Origin of the sequence: Roseibium sp. (assembly GCF_965232425.1) — a bacterium.
In the GTDB taxonomy this organism is placed as follows: domain Bacteria; phylum Pseudomonadota; class Alphaproteobacteria; order Rhizobiales; family Stappiaceae; genus Roseibium.
The window spans coordinates 1,306,129-1,322,077 of the sequence record NZ_OZ246971.1; the positions used below are offsets into that span (position 1 = coordinate 1,306,129).

Consider the following 15,949-nt stretch of genomic DNA (forward strand, 5'->3'; position numbering starts at 1 on the left):
GCACTCATCGCAATTGCTGTCGGGTCAGTCTCACTTGGCATCCCCATGGTGGTCGACGCTCTCGTGAACGCCGTCACCGGACAGGCATCACAGAGCATTTCACCGCTTGATCGTATCGTCGTTGATCTTCGGCTTCCCCGTGCGCTCCTGGCAATCCTCGCCGGAGCCGGATTGGGTGTCGTCGGCTGCCTGCTGCAAACAGTGACCCGAAACGATCTTGCAGACCCTTTCCTGTTTGGTCTGTCGTCGGGGGCTGCGGCAGGCGCAGTCCTGGTAATCACGGTCACCGGCGACGTGCTCGGCTTCTGGACGCTGCCACTCGCGGCCTTCATGGGCGGCATGATGGCGTCGGTGATCGTTCTGGTCCTGGTGTCGAAGCTTTTGCCGGGCGGGCCGGCGCGGCTCATTCTCGCGGGTCTCGCCGTTTCGTTTTTGTTCATGGCGCTGACGAACTACATGGTGTTCGCAGGAGATCAGCGTGCCGCGCATTCTGTCCTCTTCTGGACGCTTGGCGGCCTCGGGCTGGCGCGATGGAACCTGCTTCCTATCGCCCTGGTCGGGTTTCTCGCGGTGTTCGTTTTTGCGCTTCTGCGGCATCGTCAGTTCGACAGTCTGCTGGCAGGGGATGAAACCGCCGCTACCCTCGGCGTTGATGTGGAATGGCTGCGCAGGGCGACGTTTCTTGTCTGCGCCTTTTCCACCGCCGCCTTTGTGTCCATCACGGGCGTGATCGGCTTCGTCGGTCTGATGGTACCGCATCTCGCACGGAGCCTGACCGGGCCACTGCATGCCAATCTGGTGATCCTGTCCGCCATTCTGGGGGCTGCGATCCTGCTCTCGAGCGATATCGTCGCCCGGACAATCCTGAGTCCCCAGGAGTTGCCAATCGGCATCGTCACAACATCGATCGGTGCGCTTTTCGTGCTCGGTCTCGTGAGACGCCTCTAACCTGTCTTGTTTCAATTCCAGGAGAAATCCAGATGAGCCGACCTCCATTTCCGCCATTTTCCCGTGAAACCGCAATTGCCAAGATACGTGCCGCCGAAGATGGCTGGAACGGACGCGATCCGGCAAAAGTTGCACAGGCTTACACGCCGGACAGCCGCTGGCGCAACCGATCCGAGTTTCCCGTCGGACGCGCGGAGATCGAAGCGTTCCTGACCCGCAAATGGGCCAAGGAACTTGAATACCGCCTGATCAAGGAACTGTGGGCCTTCACCGAAAACCGGATCGCGGTGCGTTTTGCGTATGAGTGGCATGACGCGGATGGCAACTGGTTCCGCTCGTATGGAAACGAGAACTGGGAGTTTGATGCCGAAGGCTACATGGCCGTCCGGCACGCCAGCATCAACGACGTGCCGATCTCAGAAGAGGAAAGAAAGTTTCGCTGGCCGCAAGGCCGCCGGCCGGACGATCATCCTGGGCTGAGCGACCTCGGATTGTAGAGCTCCAGTTTCTAGGAATGCCGTCAAACGGCGCTCCTGTTTATTACACCGAGACCGTACTGAGGAGCGGATCTGCAACACCCAGCCGCCAGGCCAGCATATCGAGCCTGTCCTGCCCGAAGAACATCTCGCCTCCTAGGACGTAGGTCGGCGAACCGGGAACACCTTGTGCAATTGCCGCTTCAGTTGCGCTTACATACCGCTTCGCAGCTGCGTCACCCGTTGCTTCCGTCCACAATGCCTTGCCATCGAGGGGCAAGGCGTGAACCAGTTCCTCGACCACTTCATGATCCGTCAGGTCCAGTTCCCGCGCATAGACCGCTTCAAGCATGGCAAACGAAACGATATGCGGCTCCATGCCGAGTGCCTGCGCCGCGTGGACAAGGCGCGCAGGCAACTCCACCGGAACAGGCCAGTGTTTCGGCTTAGGATTGATCGGCAAGCCAAGCCGTTCGGCACTTCGCCGCAAATCCATGTAGCGATAGTTGAGGCGCGTCTGGGATTGTTTGGGCGGCGGGGTCGCTCCTGCCGCGGCAAACACCTTCTGGATGTCGACGGGCTGAAAATCGACCTTGGCGCCGGCTTCAGCCGCAATCCCCATCAGCCGTTTCTCACCGAGGTATGCGTATCCGGAAATGGGAGCGTAGAAGTATGTGATGGTTTCCATTCGCCCTGCCCGTCACCGCCGCTTGAGACCGCGACGGATCCTGTTGCTGAGGTTCAGTGAAAAGCTGCAAGAAGAACGGCGCGGGCCACAATGTCCCGCGCCTTGAACGACTGCGCTCAGTAAGGCAGCCCCTCTTCGATCGGCAATGCCGGGTCGCGAGACCATTCATTCCAGGAACCGAAATAGATCTTCACGTCCTTAACCCCGGCTTCCTTGAGCGCGAGATAGGTGTTGGACGCGCGCGCACCCTTGAAACAGTAGAGCGCAACCGGCGTATCCGGCATGATGCCGACCGTCGCGCATTCCGCCAGCACCTCCTCCTTGCTCTTGATCATCGGGCCGGACGGTGTCGGTTTCATCATGCGATACCACTCGATCCATTTCGCGCCGGGGATACGGCCCTTGCGCGGGCAGAAATCCTTGCCGTAAGGCGAGGAACTCTCCGCGATCCATTCATCAATATCGCGGACATCGAGTTTGACGACGCTTTCGTCCTTCACTGCCGCGAGCATGTCCTCGACCCCCATCATCAGGCTCATGCCGGTCTCCGAGGACGGGAAAGTTTTGGGTTCAGGTGCTACGCCCTCGGAAGAGACGGGCATTTCGGCGGCCGTCCAGGCCTCGAAGCCGCCGTGCAGCACCGCGATCTTCGGATAGCCCAGATATTGCAGCAGGAAATAACCCCGGCAGGACTGACCGAAACCGGTGTTCATGGATTGCTCGTAGATGATCGCCGTCTCTTCACCCGAAAGGCCAGCCGCACCAAACGCGTCCTCGAACTTGCCCTTGAGTTCCGCAATTCCCTCCGGCGAAGACGTCGCCAGATAAGTGAAAATGTCATGCACGTTCACAGCGCCCGGAATATGGCCCGCCGCATAGGACTCCGGGTCCCGCGTGTCAATGACGACACAGGGCTCTGTCTGCATCAGTTGCGCGACTTCGGCGGGGCTGATCAAGGGGGTGTCAGTCATGCGTTTCTCCTGTTCACTCTGAAACTTGTCTGGAGGTCTTTCCGGCACTGATGACGGTTGTCAGGCCGCGCCGAAATCCGCGAGCATCTTGCGGAGCTGCTTGGTCGCCGGGGTCACGATTGCGACGAAATAGGCCTCGCGGAGGCGGCGCTGCGCTGCCCCCTGGCGAACATAGCCCCGTGCGCCGCAATGGAGCATTGCGGCATTGGCCGCGGCAACGGACAGTTCACCCGCGGCCAGCCGTGCCTTGATGACGCGAATGAAATAGGCCGGGTCTTTCTCGAAGGGTGTTTTTGAGAGCTCAAACACTTCCGTTTCAAGCTCGGCAAGCCTGTCGCGGAAATAGTCCGGCTGTTCGGGCAGGTAGCAATTCACATGCGACAGGGTTGTTCCAGCCTGTTCCATCAGTTCGATGCAGTTCTTGATAAGGCCGAACGCCATACCGGATTGAAGCAGAATGAAACCCGCGCGGATACGCGGAATGTACTCCGTCACCGGATCGGCGAGGATGTGCTTTTCCGGAATGAAGGCTTTGCGGAATTGGATCGCGAATGTGCGAGTGCCATCCATCGCAACGAATTCGTCGTTTGCGGTGATCTTGACGCCTTCGCCGAAACATTCGGCAACCGCCATGACCATCCTGGGCGTGTCGCCGGGGACGGCGAACACGACCGCGAAATGATGGCTGTCACCCAGGTTCGAGACCCAGGGCAATGTGCCGGTCACGGAATACCCGCCGTCGACCTTCTCGGCCTTCAGCTTGAGCTTTTCGATGCCGAAAATCGTCTTCATCGGGTTGGAAAGGCCCGTCCCTCCCAGCCCCTTGCCATTCGTGAGGTCCTTGCCGATCGTCTGTTTCAGGAACTCGTTGTCGCTGGTGGCGATGTACCAGGCGAGCGCGTCCTGACACCAGACGCAAAACGCCGTTGAGGTGCAGTGTTCGCTCACCGCCGACATTGCCCGGATCGAGGTCTCCAGATCCGGCGTACCGCCATCCATGGAAGCATGGGGGCTGAACGCGCCGAGCCTGCCAATCGCCCGCATGAACGCTTCCGGATAGTGCCCCTTCTGGTCAATATCCAGAACAAGTGGCGCGAGATCGGACGCGGCCAGGCTGGCGACCTCGTCAACAATCGAGGGCTCTTCCATCGCTGATGCGGCAATGGGCATGGGCTGAATGTTCATGGGACCAACTCACCTTCTACTGGGATTCACAAACGCTGGCGAAACCCGCCGCCAAAGACGGCGGGTGCTGTGTTTCATGCAGACTGCGCAACCATGTTGACGGGGCGCGAGAAGGTGTTGAACACCGGCGACCACTGGCAGACATGAGCGATCAGTTCATCGATGGTTTCCTGCGGTGCATCTGCGTCCATGTGCACGATCAGGCGGACATCGGTGAAGCCGACCGGTTTCTCGCTGACGTCGCCGGTACCCCAGACAGCCGTGATGTTGAGGTCGCCTTCAAGTTCCACCTCAAGGGAGTTGATCGTGATGCCGCGGTGGATCGCATTGGCGTGCAGGCCGACGGCAATGCAGGAACCAAGAGCCGCCAGGGAGGCCTCGGACGGGTTCGGAGCCGTGTCGTCGCCCAGAAGGCCCGGCGGTTCGTCGACGATGTAAGGTTCCAGGTCGCGAATGTAGTTCGCGTGCCTGAACTTGCCTTCCGCGACGGTCTTGCACTTGAGCGTCTTGACCGCTTTCGGATCGGCCTTGCCCTTTTCAATCAGGCCTTCAAGCCCATCCTTGTCGATGGGTGCAAGGCATCCGGTCAGGACGGTTGCGGGTTGACTGGACATTTCTCTCTCCTTTGCATTGGCCCCGTGTCTTGAGAGCCTGGTTTAGTCTTCCCGGTGCCAGCTGAGACGCGCGATGGCCTGCTGACAGAGGAAGTCCAATAGAAATCCGATGGTTCCGATAATGATCACGGTGGCGGCGAGCCGGTCGTATTCCAGCGTGTCGCGTGCATCGTTGATCGCGTAGCCGAGCCCGGAGGTGACCCCGAGATATTCCGCCGGGACCAGCACGATCCAGGCAACGCCAAGCGCAAGCCGGATGCCAGTCAGGATATCCTGCGAAATCGCCGGCAGGATTATCGTGAAGAGCATGTGCCACGGCCGTGCTCCCAGATTGCGGGCCACCTTGAACCAGGCCGGATCGACCCGGCGAAGACCGGCGGCCGTTGAAAACAGGATCGGCCAAATGGCAGCGACAGAGATCAGGAAGACGATTGCGCCGTCCCAGGTGGCGAACGCCATGACGGCAATCGGCATCCAGGAAAGCGGCGAGATCATCCTAAGAAACTGGAACGGGATGTTGGTCAGCTTCCTGGCCTGAGCGAACCAGCCGATCAGAATGCCGACCGGCACCCCGAGGACAATGGCCCACAGAAGACCAGCGCCGATCCGGTAGAGGCTCGGCATGGTCATCTGATAGGCCTCGCCGCTCCAGAGCATATCGCCCAACCTTGCAAAGGCCGGGACCGGCGCGAAATCGGCGAATGCGAACAGTCTCGGATTGTTCTGCACCAGCCAGCCACCAACCCACCAGACAGCGAGCAGCAGCACCATGCCACCGATGGCGTAGGCAAGCCCTTCCAGCTGACGGACGATCCACCCCGGCTCAGACCGTTGTTCTTCTTTCTCGACGGCTCCGGGACCCGTTTCCGTGACCGGGACCGCCGATACTTCGTCCGCAATCAGAGACGACTGGCTCACAGCTCCAGGATCTCCTCGCGGTTGAACGGATCACCAGGGTTGACCGAGGGGTCGTTTTTCCATTCTGGGAACTTCTCCAGAGCGTTCTTGACGTAGCTGTATTCCACGAGATCATCGGCCACGAATTGCGGGTCGAGACCCTTCAGGAAGGTTGTGTCCCCTCCGACGACGGTGTTGTTCATCTCCTCGACGATCAGCCGTGTTGCGGAGGGATAGGGCCAGGGCTGGAAGTCGATCCGGCCATTGCCCCAGCTTTCCGCGTGCTTGATCGCACCGGTGTCAATGTAGCCGCTGTCATCCTGATAGAGCGTCATGGCACGCTCGACGATCGGAGCCGGCATCGGCAGATAGCCTTCGCCGTCTTTCGACATCAGCCGGGCAGCCTCGGCCTTGTTCTGGGATGCGTAAATCTGCGCCTTGACCACGGCGTTCATGACTTTCTGGGTCCATTCCTGCTTTTCGCTGGTTGCCTGCTCATGCATGCAGATCACGCAGCAGGGATGGTTCTTCCAGATGTCGCCGGTAAAACGCAGGACCCGGCCACCGGCTTTGAGTTCGCCCATGGCGTTGAAGGGTTCGGCAACGATGAACGCATCGATCTTGCGGCTGGCAAGCGAAGCCGGCATTTCAGGTGGCGGCAGGATTTGCAGATTGCACTCGTTGGGAGCAAGGGCTTCCCCCTCGGCCTTGATGACCGGCGTGATGCCGGATTTGCGCAAGGCGTATTGCAGAACGATGTTGTGCATGGAGTACCAGAACGGCACGGCAACCTGTTTTCCGCCAAGCTGGCTGAAATCGGTGATATCCGTATGCCCACCCACAACCAGGGCAGACCCGTTGGTATGCGCCCAGGCCATCAGCTTGACCGGGATCTTGTTGTTGTAGCGCATCCAGACCGGGATCGGCTTCAGGAAATGCACAAGGTTGAATTTGTTGGACACGAAGCCTTCGACCAGCGGCGACCAGCCGCGGATCAGTGTCGGGCGATCAGCCTTGAGGCCTTCCTCCTCGAAATAGCCCATGCCATGCGCGACCAGAAGAGCGGTGGCATCGGTGATCGGAAGGTAGCCGATCTTGACAGTTTCATCGTCGGCACTCGCAAAGGCCGGCGAGGACAACCCGCCAATCAGCGGCGCAAGTGCCGCCATCAGGCCACCAGCTGCAAACATGTCCAGTGTCTGGCGGCGGGTAAAGTCCGAGGCAATGTAGTCGTCATCCCAATCCAGATCGGTGTCGTCGTTCTTGTCGCGTCCGTTCGTGTCCTTGACCATGATGTCCCCTCTTTGTTGAAACCTGCCGCGCCGCAGTCAGTTGACGGCCCGGATAGCCGCCCGTCCCGTCTGCGTGAGCGGAATGGAAGCCGATTGTCTGGCCGCGTCCGCCATCTCCAGTCCTGCGGCCTTCTCGTAAGCGGAAACGAGTTCGCTCCGCACGGAAGCGAATTCCGCGCTGGAGGGTGTCCGCTCGCCCTCGATCGGGTTCGCGACAACCGAATGAATCCGCCCGGGCTCGGCCTGCATGACAAGGGCCCGGTCCGCCATCATCACCGCTTCGTTGATGTCATGCGTGACGATGATCAACGTGATCCCCATGGACTGGGCGATCCGCCTGATGTCTCGCTGAAGCGCGTGGCGGGTGAAGGCATCGAGCGCTGACAGTGGCTCGTCGAGCAGCAGCACGCGCGGGCTCAGCATGAGCGAGCGGGCGAGTGCGACGCGTTGTTGCTGTCCACCCGAAAGGTCCTGCACGTTGCGCTTGGCAAATTCAGAGAGCTCGACCAGATCAAGAAGTTCGGGCACGCGGCGCGACGCTTCCTTCATCCGGTTGTTGAAGCGAAGGCCGAGCGACACATTCTGTTCAACGTTCATCCAGGGATAGAGGCTTGGCGCCTGAAACATCATGACCCAGGACGGGTTTGGCCCGGTCACTGTTGCGCCGTCGATGGAAACGGTGCCGGTGGTCGGTTGCGACAGGCCGCACAGGATGTGTAGCAGCGTTGACTTTCCGCAGCCCGAGCGCCCGACAAAGGCGACGGCCTCGCCCGGCTGAATCTCAAGCTCGATGCCGTCCAGCGCTTTCATACCGCCACGCTTGTAGGTGTGGCCTATTCCGCTCGCTTGGATATGCGCACCCTTGAAGGTCATGCAAAGCTCCGGCTCTCTGTGGTCAACATCTGGGGCGTGCCCATGAAAACAAACAGGTCTGTTTCCTCATAAGCAGGAGTCGTGCCAAATCGCCCAAAGCGCTGTTTTGCGAGCAAGACGAGAGAGTTAGCGCGGAGAGACGGAACGCTTGCTTGAAAGATTGCCCAATTCAGCCGCAAACCGAGCGATCAACAGCGCCTAAAATTAAGTCTGGTGTACTTCGGGTACACCTGAAACGCAGACGTTCCAGCTTGAGTTTGACACATTGATCGGGTAAAGAAGGCTACAGATCTGTATTCTTTTTTCTGAAGAAGGTGCCCCTTGACCGACGCACTGTCCCCTTCGTTTTTGTCCGATCTGGAGCGCTCGAGCGCCCGGGAACGGTTGTTGCTCGCGGCCTGCGACCTGTTTTGCCGTCAGGGGATCAATGTCACCGGCGTCGACGCAGTGGTTGCTGCCGCCGGGACGGCGAAGACAACGCTCTACAAGGCCTTCGGATCAAAAGAGGGACTCGTCGAAGCCGTGCTCGAACGCGAGGGAAGCCTCTGGCGGGACTGGTTCGTCGCCAAGGTGGACGCCATTCCGGGAGACGCCACCAACAAGCTGGTCAATCTCTTCGATGTCCTGCGCGAATGGTTCGCCGAAGAGAGCTTTTTCGGCTGCCCGTTCATAAACGCGGTCGGTGAGCACGACAAAGAGGACGACCGGATGCGCGAGATCGCGCTCCGCCACAAGAAGATCGTGCTGGACAAGATCCGGGAGCTTGCAAAGGAAGCCAGGCCGCATGATCCGGAAGGTCTGACCCATGAACTCGCGCTTCTGATTGACGGCGCCATCGTTGCCGCGCTGATTACACGCGACCCAGACGTTGCAACCCACGCCCGAAACGCCGCTGCGCGCATTTTGATGAAGTGAGCGGGACCTACAAAAGAGGCCAGCGCTCGTGTCCGCATCGTGTCTTCCCAGTTAATGGAGAAGAGGTTTCGCTTCATAATCCGGTCGATGTTGAATTGACCCTGAGAGAGTCCTCGGCGCCCGTGTTGCCAAACGCACAGTTGGTGCTTGATAGCTGATCAAGTTCCTTATCGAAGCGACACCAACCTCCGCTCTGGGCCGGAAGAGACAATGTCAGGAATCGGCCCGGAGCGGACATTCCATCATTTTGCGGTTTACGTCCGTTTTGCGCCCACGTTTCGGACATTCACCGCGTTGAAGCTTGCGCCCGAAAGCAGACGTTCATTTTGGGCGCGGCAAATTCACCGGATGGGCGGGAAGCGGACATCAGTTTGGAACAACGAACGTCGGCTTTCAGCAGTATTTCTGCTGAAAATAGGCGCTTGTCGTCTGCGCAGATGACAAAGCTCCGTTTCAATCAATGCTAGTCAATTCCAAGGATCTGAAACTTGGAGCAAGACAATGGCGAACTGGGCAAACATCTCACGGAATGCCAAAACATACGGCGACTTCGCGGGGCGCACTACGGCAGAACAGGACGCGTACTTTGAGTTTTTCGGAGGAACTGATCGCAGTGGCGCAAAGGCAGTTTTCACGACTGTCGGAAAAGCCTTCGCCAGGGCTCAAAGTATCCGTACGGCGCGCGCTTTGCGTTGGCCCATTGCCGGAGTAGCATCTTCTAAATCTACCACGAGCCTTTAGGTATGCCGCAGCCCACGATCACTGAACTCAATGAACATGATGCTATCCGGAAGGTGCTTGAAACCGACATAGAAAGCTATCTCGCGCGTGACAGGGGCACTTGGCTGACATGTTGGATCGACGACACTCGTTTTCGAAGCGTCATGGAATGCGGAACGATGCAGATTGCGCGTTCGTTCGATGAGTTTTGTCGGAACGTGTTTGAAGCAATGGACGCCGAACCCGATCCGGTCCAAGCAAATGTGCGGATCGACAATCTCGAAATCCAAATAAGTGACGGCCTCGCCTGGGCGACATATGAGGAGATCGTCACAAGCGCGTCCAATCCGCGTGCAACACCAAGCCATTCGCACAATTTTCGCCTCTTGGAGCGCAGAAATGGAGAATGGAGAATTCTCTTTCATGGCTGCTGGGCAGAACCGCTCCGCGACACTGAGGATCCGGCACTAGAGGTCGCCGTCGATGGCCGTGTTCTATGGATGAATGATGCCGCTGACATGGAGCTGAAGAATTTCGGGGGCCTTGCACTCAGCAACGGAAAACTCCGGGCCTCGAAGCCGTCGTGGAATGCAGAACTCTATAACGCTATCTCTGGCGCTCACAATCTAACCGCGTTCGGAAACTACAATCGCGCGAAAAGTGCTGGTGGAGGTGAGGTCAAGTATCCGGTCGTCTTAGGTGAAAACGAAGACGGCGGCTTGATGCTTTGTTGGGTAAAAGTTTCCGATGCACGTGTGTACATTCTGTTTGGGCAAGGCAGCGATCTCTCAAAACAGATTGATGTTGTACAGGCAATCTTCGCGCTCTCAAAGGCGCAGACTGATATTGTCAGATTGATTGCCAAAGGCATGGAACTCTCCGAGGCCGCCAAGGTTTTGGGCGTCACCAAAAACACCGCACGTACGCACCTTAGGCGCGTGTTCGAAAAAATTGGTGTGAACAGCCAGATCGAGCTCTTGCGGTTGATTATCGGCTTTTCGACCTGAAGATTGCGTGGAAATAGCTGCCATACGGACGCCATGCAAAAACTTGGCAAGTATGGGTTCGGAACGGACCTCTGCTGTAATTTGCACGAAAGTCCGCTCCGGGCCGTTGTTACTAATCTGGTTGTTGATACGCGCACGCCAGGTGCCACGTACCTTTTTGTGTTTACGATCTTTTTGCGGTTAAGCGGGCTCAGGTTGGGGAGTGACAAGTGTCATGCCGACTTCCTGTGCCATCGCGAAGACAGATGGAATATCGGGCTCACTTGGCGTTGGCAGGTCAGTCTGGCCCTCGGGCAAAGGTTGTCCGATACCGGTGAAAAATCTGTCGTGCATCATCCCTGGCGCGTTGATGATCAAGACCCGTGCGGGCGTGTCGCCAACTGCCTGAAACGCATGAACTGCACCGTCCGGGATCGCCACATGATCGCCCGGCCCCGCCAAAAACTCTTCTCCATCAACCATGAAGCCTATTTGACCCTCGGTCACATAGAACGATTCCGTCTCTCCTGCATGGTGATTGGGTGGTGCGCCTGCACCAACAGGGACCAGGCATTCAACGAAACAGAACTTGCCCATCGTCTCAGATGGAAACGCATGAAACTTCATGAGAATATTCAGGACATTGTAGGTACGAGGACGATCCGACATGCTGAGGCTCCTTCTCTTTGCGAGCGGTGAACACAGCAAACGGTATTCGAGACCAATAAATCTGTTAAACCGATTATTTTGATAGTATTAATTGGCATGGCCAATTTATCTACCTTCGACCTCAATCTTTTGCGCGTGCTGGATGCGCTTCTCATCGAGCATTCGACTGTCAAGGCTGGAGAACGTTTAGGTCTTTCCCAGTCGGCTGTTTCTGGAGCACTTGGCAGGCTCCGCGTGGCACTGGAAGATGATCTGTTCTTCAGAAGCGGACAAAGGCTTGAGGCAACCGAATTTGCACTGTCTCTGCGGGATCCGCTTCAGGAAATTCTGGGACGCATTGAGTTGCTTATCGGCCAGCGGGCGGCGTTTGATCCTGCATTTTCCGAGACGACGTTTCGTATCTCTGGAAGCGATTTCTTCGCAGAAATGCTAATGCCGCAACTGGCTGAACATTTGGCACTTCTTGCACCGTCGATGCGTGTTCACCTTGTGGACCTTGTTCCAGACGACCGTGTTGGGGCGTTGGCACGTTACGAGGTTGATTTTGCGCTCTTGCCAGAAACGCAATTGCCTGATTGGGCTGAAGGAGTGCCGGTGTTCAGCGCTTCTTTTTCAGTCATTGCCCGCAAAAAGCACCCAAGGCTTATTGAAAGTGGAATCAAGAAAGGTGACGTGATGCCTTTAGGTCTCTTTTGTGAACTGGGTCACGTCCTGTTTTCAACGGAGGGCCACCCGACGGGCGTTGGCGATGAGGCGCTGGCGCGCGTCGGACGCAGCCGCGACATTAGAATGACGCTTCCGGTATTCTCCGGAGTATATCGTGCTGTGGCGGGTTCGGACTTAATTGCGTTGCTGCCAACCGCGCTCGCAAATCGTGTGGCTGGTTCTGTGGACTTTGAGATCTTTCGGCCGCCAGTGCCAGTCGATCCAGCCCGTCTCTTTTTGATCTGGCATCGTCGATACTCGGTCAGCCCCCCGCACCAATGGCTTCGCGAGCAGATATGCGACCTGCTGAAGTCCTATGACGATGCTTAGTAAAACCGGACAGACTGCTGTTCATCGAATGCTTCTACAATCGGAACAGAGACCAGGTTTGGTAGCTCTTGTTGGCGTTGTCACAGGGCTGGAGCGTCAAAGGGCGCATCACGTGGATCGGAGAGCCGCCGCGTCCTTCGCGTTTTTCCGTGCTGTTGACTGTTACGCATAGCTTCGGGTCGGCCTGGGTGACAAACTGTCCATTGTCTTTCAGGGTGAATTTCTGCGTGTCTGTGCCGGTGCATGAACCGAGCACAATCGGCGCTCCGGCTTCAATGGATGGGACTGCCATACAGACATCGAAGTAGGGTATGCGGAACTCACCCTTGGCGATCAGCGCTTCATCAAAGCCCTGATCTTCCAGGATGCCGCCCGTGTAATTGTAGCAGGTGTGGGCCTGCAAACCCTTGTCCAGCGGTGCGTTCTTGCCACGCCCGCCCGCTATGTCCAGACAGTACCCGCGCGCGTCGTCCAACCTGTCGATGAGTTGGACTTCAACCAGGTTTTCAGTTGATTGCGCCGGAACGGCAAGCACTCCGAGGCCGAGAGCCGCAAGCGCTATCCTGAAAAGGGACTTCATGACGATACTCCTAGGAAACTTGGAACTGGAATTACAAGGATCAGAATTGTTCTAATTCAAACTATTTACATCAGAACATTGTGACTGTTAAGTGTCATGACGAGAGTTTTTGCAACGCTGTCAGGCCATGAAACGAATACCGGTAGACCTCCACCCTGTTTTGCATTCAGCCACTTTGTTGGAAAAGCGGGTTGAAATCCTGCTGAGACCAACCGGAGTCCGTCACCGGCAGGCTCTGATTCTGGATGCCTTGTCCCGGATCGGGCCAACCTCACAGGGGCATCTGGCAAAACAGTTCGATGTTTCGGCAGGCAGCATGAGCTCCATGACGGAACGGCTGGTGGCGCTGGGCTTCATCACGCAAAGCACAAATCCCGAGAACCGCCGCAGCGACATTCTTGATCTGACACCGGACGGCCGGGCGGTCTTGGAAAAAGTGCGGATTGTCTGGCAAGAGGCGACCGCCCTGATCACCTCCGCACTTGGTGACACCCGGGCCGAAACATTCACGGCACTTGCCACAAGGCTCAGGGACACGTTGGGCGGGTCGAAGCCGGAGAAAGAGCAGCGCGGGGGCTAGGCGGTAAACGAGGTCCTCGACGGCCCTTTGATTTCAAGTATTCTTGAATTCGCAAGGGAGGGTTTTCAATGGCAGACCAATTCGACGTTATCGTTGTTGGCGCTGGCACTGCTGGATGCGTGCTTGCGAGCAGGTTGAGCGAAGACCCCAAACGGCGCGTCCTCCTGCTCGAGGCAGGAGGTGATGACAACGACCCGCGCGTAGCGACACCAGCCACCTTTGGCGCATTGACGAATACACGTTTCGACTGGGGGTTCCGAACAGGACCGCAGGATCATCTTTCAAAACGCCAAATCAACTATCCGCGTGGCCGGGGTATCGGAGGAACCGGCTCAATCAATTACATGATTTATCTGAGAGGGCATCCTTCTGATTACAACACCTGGCAACAGCTCGGGGCGACGGGTTGGGGATGGGAGGACGTTCTTCCTTATTTTCGCAAGGCGGAGAACTGGCAAGGATCAGGACAGACGGACGTCCATGGAGATGCCGGCCCCTTGACGGTTACCGAACAAAGCGAGAAATCGCCGCTGACTGAGATTTTCCTCTCGGCCTGCCGGCAAGCGGGCATTCCGTTCAATGATGATTTGAATGGTGAGGACATAGAAGGCTGCGGGTATTTTCCGGCGACTTTAAAGGACAACAAGCGTGGCAGCACCGCGCGCACATATCTCAGGTTGGCGACCGATCGGGATAACCTCACGGTGGCAACCGGAGCGACAGTGCTTGGTTTTGTCATGGAGGGTAAACGTGTTCTTGGGATCAACTATATTGTGCGCGGACAAGTTCAGCGTGCGGTAGCGCCGGAAACCGTCCTCTCGGCCGGTGCTGTCGGATCCCCGCATCTTCTTCAGATCTCGGGTATTGGTCCGGCGGCTCTCCTTCAAAGTGTCGGGGTTGAAGTCCGGCACGATTTGCCCGGCGTCGGCAAAAACCTGCAAGACCATTTGCACTACCGCAGCCGTTGGGAGATCGATAAACCACTGACGTTCTTCGGGCGCACCGCGGAAGACCTTGCTAACGCCCAACGCCTGTTTGAAGAAGAGCGCGGACCGCTAACGACCAATCATTTTGAATCCGGCGCGTTTCTGAAATCCAATCCGGGCGTTGAAGCACCTGACATCGAACTGCTGATGATCCCGTTTTACATCAGCCTCGGTGCGCCCGAGATGCGTCCGCCCGACCGGCATGGTTTTACAATCTCTGGCTTCCCGACGCGCCCGCGCAGCACGGGGCGTGTTGCGATCGTGTCTGACAATCCATTGGACCGGCCATTGATCGACCCGGGATACCTGAGCGACCCTGCTGATATCGATCTCATGCTTGCCTGCATTGCACAAGCGCGACGCGTCGTGTCGCAAGAGGCCTTCGCAGAGCTAAGGCCGCGGGAAATCTCGCCTGGTCCCGACCTGACAAACGACGAAGACCTGATCGCCAATATTCGGGAAGTGTCGTCCACATCATGGCATCCGGTCGGGAGCTGCCGCATGGGTCAGGACAAAAACGCCGTTGTAGCACCTGATCTAAAAGTGCACGGACTGGACGGGCTGAGTATCGCCGATGCCTCCGTGATGCCCCGCATGAACACCGGCCATCCCCAGGCCCCTGTCATTATGATCGCGGAGAAGGCGGCCGATTTGATTGCCGCGCGCGCCTGAGAAACGGACACTAGCCCGACTGCAATGCAGACGCCAGCTTTGGGCCGTTTCTCCCCGGGGAAGTGACTGGAGGACTCAAAGTTCTGCTCCGCGGACCGAGTTCTGGTGGAATTTTGAGAACCAAGGGCAGCTCTCCACCCTTCGTAACTGCTAGGAGAAGCTGTAGGGTCCGTATACAACGACTATCCAGCCAAAAATGACCCGCTGAAGCTTCCGATTTCTGGTCTCCCACGGATTGCGCGCAGTCACGCGCTCTGTCGGACCTGACTGACGAGCAGCGACCAATCCATGCCCAGGGCGTTGTAGACTTCACCTGCCTGATTGCTGGCATTGTCCGCGAGGATTTCGATCACAAGGCTTGCGCCATCGGCGACGACCACCCCGGCTTGGGTCAAACGGACCAAAGCGGTTTCGCGCTTCGTCATGTTGAATGTCCCGCTGGCATCCACGGCGACATAGGCTTCAAATCCTTCGCGAACGGCACGCATTGCGGGCAACGCGGCGCAGACCTCGAGGGAGAGACCCGCGAAAATGAGCTTGTTCCGCCCGGTTGCGCGAATGGCCTCTTCCACCCGCGGGTCATCCCAGGCATTTACGGTCGTTCGGTCGATGAAAGTCTGGTCAGGCAGAACTCCCGTCAATTCCGGAATAGCAGGTCCCCACAGTGTTTCTGACGAAGTAGTGGTCGTGACAATCGGCAGGCCGAGGACCTTTGCGGATTTAGCCAAACCGACAATATTGTGCTTGAGATCCGCGATCGAATAGTCGCGGATGCCGGTCATCAGCCCGACCTGATTGTCGACAAACACGACAGCGGTATTGTCACGTGTCAGGGGGAGCGGGTTGTGTCGATTGGTCATGG

17 protein-coding genes are annotated in these 15,949 nt (G+C 57.7%); 7 read left to right on the top strand and 10 right to left on the bottom strand.

Annotation, left to right across the window (positions count from 1 at the left end):
- Positions 1 to 45: 45 nt before the first annotated feature.
- On the top strand, positions 46 to 948 hold the full coding sequence (locus tag ACO08A_RS06015; RefSeq protein WP_422040272.1) for a FecCD family ABC transporter permease: 903 nt from the start codon (positions 46 to 48) through the stop codon (positions 946 to 948).
- Positions 949 to 980: 32 nt separating this feature from the next.
- A complete protein-coding gene (locus ACO08A_RS06020; protein ID WP_299482282.1) occupies positions 981 to 1,445 on the top strand; it encodes a nuclear transport factor 2 family protein in 465 nt (154 codons plus the stop codon).
- Positions 1,446 to 1,488: 43 nt separating this feature from the next.
- Here the strand turns inward: ACO08A_RS06020 and ACO08A_RS06025 are convergent, their stop codons facing one another.
- From ACO08A_RS06025 to ACO08A_RS06055, 7 genes are all read right to left on the bottom strand, one after another.
- Positions 1,489 to 2,112 (bottom strand): 2-hydroxychromene-2-carboxylate isomerase, encoded by a 624-nt coding sequence (locus tag ACO08A_RS06025; protein WP_422040273.1) that lies wholly within the window; start codon positions 2,110 to 2,112, stop codon positions 1,489 to 1,491.
- A 116-nt stretch (positions 2,113 to 2,228) separates the two neighbouring features.
- Positions 2,229 to 3,083, bottom strand: coding sequence for a sulfurtransferase (locus ACO08A_RS06030; protein ID WP_422040274.1), 855 nt, complete (start codon positions 3,081 to 3,083; stop codon positions 2,229 to 2,231).
- Positions 3,084 to 3,143: 60 nt separating this feature from the next.
- The gene (locus tag ACO08A_RS06035; RefSeq protein WP_422040275.1) at positions 3,144 to 4,268 is read right to left on the bottom strand and encodes an acyl-CoA dehydrogenase family protein; all 1,125 of its coding nucleotides are present in this window, start codon (positions 4,266 to 4,268) and stop codon (positions 3,144 to 3,146) included.
- 74 nt (positions 4,269 to 4,342) lie between these two features.
- Positions 4,343 to 4,882, bottom strand: coding sequence for an OsmC family protein (locus ACO08A_RS06040; protein ID WP_299482270.1), 540 nt, complete (start codon positions 4,880 to 4,882; stop codon positions 4,343 to 4,345).
- 42 nt (positions 4,883 to 4,924) lie between these two features.
- Complete coding sequence (locus ACO08A_RS06045; protein WP_422040276.1) at positions 4,925 to 5,800, bottom strand: ABC transporter permease; 876 nt, start codon at positions 5,798 to 5,800, stop codon at positions 4,925 to 4,927.
- Positions 5,797 to 7,071, bottom strand: a complete 1,275-nt coding sequence (locus ACO08A_RS06050; RefSeq protein WP_422040277.1) for an ABC transporter substrate-binding protein — start codon at positions 7,069 to 7,071, stop codon at positions 5,797 to 5,799. The genes ACO08A_RS06045 and ACO08A_RS06050 overlap by 4 nt, the downstream gene beginning before the upstream one ends.
- 36 nt (positions 7,072 to 7,107) lie before the next feature.
- Positions 7,108 to 7,944, bottom strand: coding sequence for an ABC transporter ATP-binding protein (locus tag ACO08A_RS06055; protein WP_422040278.1), 837 nt, complete (start codon positions 7,942 to 7,944; stop codon positions 7,108 to 7,110).
- Between the two features lie 321 nt (positions 7,945 to 8,265).
- Here ACO08A_RS06055 and ACO08A_RS06060 point away from each other — a divergent pair, with 321 nt between their 5' ends.
- Together ACO08A_RS06060 and ACO08A_RS06065 are read left to right on the top strand one after the other, a co-directional pair.
- Positions 8,266 to 8,859 (top strand): TetR/AcrR family transcriptional regulator, encoded by a 594-nt coding sequence (locus ACO08A_RS06060; protein ID WP_299482261.1) that lies wholly within the window; start codon positions 8,266 to 8,268, stop codon positions 8,857 to 8,859.
- A gap of 743 nt (positions 8,860 to 9,602) precedes the next feature.
- On the top strand, positions 9,603 to 10,586 hold the full coding sequence (locus tag ACO08A_RS06065) for a LuxR C-terminal-related transcriptional regulator (RefSeq protein WP_422040279.1): 984 nt from the start codon (positions 9,603 to 9,605) through the stop codon (positions 10,584 to 10,586).
- A gap of 180 nt (positions 10,587 to 10,766) precedes the next feature.
- Here the strand turns inward: ACO08A_RS06065 and ACO08A_RS06070 are convergent, their stop codons facing one another.
- A complete protein-coding gene (locus ACO08A_RS06070; RefSeq protein WP_421979202.1) occupies positions 10,767 to 11,234 on the bottom strand; it encodes a cupin domain-containing protein in 468 nt (155 codons plus the stop codon).
- A gap of 96 nt (positions 11,235 to 11,330) precedes the next feature.
- On the opposite strand from ACO08A_RS06070, the gene ACO08A_RS06075 reads away from it, so the two are divergent.
- A complete protein-coding gene (locus tag ACO08A_RS06075) occupies positions 11,331 to 12,269 on the top strand; it encodes a LysR family transcriptional regulator (RefSeq protein ID WP_422040280.1) in 939 nt (312 codons plus the stop codon).
- Positions 12,270 to 12,303: 34 nt separating this feature from the next.
- Here the strand turns inward: ACO08A_RS06075 and ACO08A_RS06080 are convergent, their stop codons facing one another.
- On the bottom strand, positions 12,304 to 12,849 hold the full coding sequence (locus tag ACO08A_RS06080; protein WP_422040281.1) for a ricin-type beta-trefoil lectin domain protein: 546 nt from the start codon (positions 12,847 to 12,849) through the stop codon (positions 12,304 to 12,306).
- 127 nt (positions 12,850 to 12,976) lie between these two features.
- Here ACO08A_RS06080 and ACO08A_RS06085 point away from each other — a divergent pair, with 127 nt between their 5' ends.
- Positions 12,977 to 13,429 carry a MarR family winged helix-turn-helix transcriptional regulator gene (locus ACO08A_RS06085; protein WP_422040282.1) on the top strand — a complete coding sequence of 151 codons (453 nt, stop codon included), beginning with the start codon at positions 12,977 to 12,979 and terminating at the stop codon, positions 13,427 to 13,429.
- A 68-nt stretch (positions 13,430 to 13,497) separates the two neighbouring features.
- The gene (locus ACO08A_RS06090; protein ID WP_422040283.1) at positions 13,498 to 15,087 is read left to right on the top strand and encodes a GMC family oxidoreductase; all 1,590 of its coding nucleotides are present in this window, start codon (positions 13,498 to 13,500) and stop codon (positions 15,085 to 15,087) included.
- A gap of 245 nt (positions 15,088 to 15,332) precedes the next feature.
- On the opposite strand, the gene ACO08A_RS06095 is transcribed toward ACO08A_RS06090, so the two are convergent.
- Positions 15,333 to 15,947, bottom strand: a complete 615-nt coding sequence (locus ACO08A_RS06095) for an isochorismatase family protein (RefSeq protein WP_422040284.1) — start codon at positions 15,945 to 15,947, stop codon at positions 15,333 to 15,335.
- Positions 15,948 to 15,949: the final 2 nt, after the last annotated feature.

Excerpts from the sequence above, each read along its gene's own strand:
- ACO08A_RS06090 (WP_422040283.1), top strand. The coding sequence starts at position 13,498 with ATGGCAGACCAATTCGACGTTATCGTTGTTGGCGCTGGCACTGCTGGA.
- ACO08A_RS06065 (WP_422040279.1), top strand. The coding sequence starts at position 9,603 with ATGCCGCAGCCCACGATCACTGAACTCAATGAACATGATGCTATCCGG.
- ACO08A_RS06075 (WP_422040280.1), top strand. The coding sequence starts at position 11,331 with ATGGCCAATTTATCTACCTTCGACCTCAATCTTTTGCGCGTGCTGGAT.
- ACO08A_RS06025 (WP_422040273.1), bottom strand. The coding sequence starts at position 2,112 with ATGGAAACCATCACATACTTCTACGCTCCCATTTCCGGATACGCATAC.
- ACO08A_RS06020 (WP_299482282.1), top strand. The coding sequence starts at position 981 with ATGAGCCGACCTCCATTTCCGCCATTTTCCCGTGAAACCGCAATTGCC.
- ACO08A_RS06055 (WP_422040278.1), bottom strand. The coding sequence starts at position 7,944 with ATGACCTTCAAGGGTGCGCATATCCAAGCGAGCGGAATAGGCCACACC.
- ACO08A_RS06035 (WP_422040275.1), bottom strand. The coding sequence starts at position 4,268 with ATGAACATTCAGCCCATGCCCATTGCCGCATCAGCGATGGAAGAGCCC.
- ACO08A_RS06015 (WP_422040272.1), top strand. The coding sequence starts at position 46 with ATGGTGGTCGACGCTCTCGTGAACGCCGTCACCGGACAGGCATCACAG.
- ACO08A_RS06080 (WP_422040281.1), bottom strand. The coding sequence starts at position 12,849 with ATGAAGTCCCTTTTCAGGATAGCGCTTGCGGCTCTCGGCCTCGGAGTG.
- ACO08A_RS06085 (WP_422040282.1), top strand. The coding sequence starts at position 12,977 with ATGAAACGAATACCGGTAGACCTCCACCCTGTTTTGCATTCAGCCACT.
- ACO08A_RS06030 (WP_422040274.1), bottom strand. The coding sequence starts at position 3,083 with ATGACTGACACCCCCTTGATCAGCCCCGCCGAAGTCGCGCAACTGATG.
- ACO08A_RS06095 (WP_422040284.1), bottom strand. The coding sequence starts at position 15,947 with ATGACCAATCGACACAACCCGCTCCCCCTGACACGTGACAATACCGCT.
- ACO08A_RS06050 (WP_422040277.1), bottom strand. The coding sequence starts at position 7,071 with ATGGTCAAGGACACGAACGGACGCGACAAGAACGACGACACCGATCTG.
- ACO08A_RS06040 (WP_299482270.1), bottom strand. The coding sequence starts at position 4,882 with ATGTCCAGTCAACCCGCAACCGTCCTGACCGGATGCCTTGCACCCATC.
- ACO08A_RS06070 (WP_421979202.1), bottom strand. The coding sequence starts at position 11,234 with ATGTCGGATCGTCCTCGTACCTACAATGTCCTGAATATTCTCATGAAG.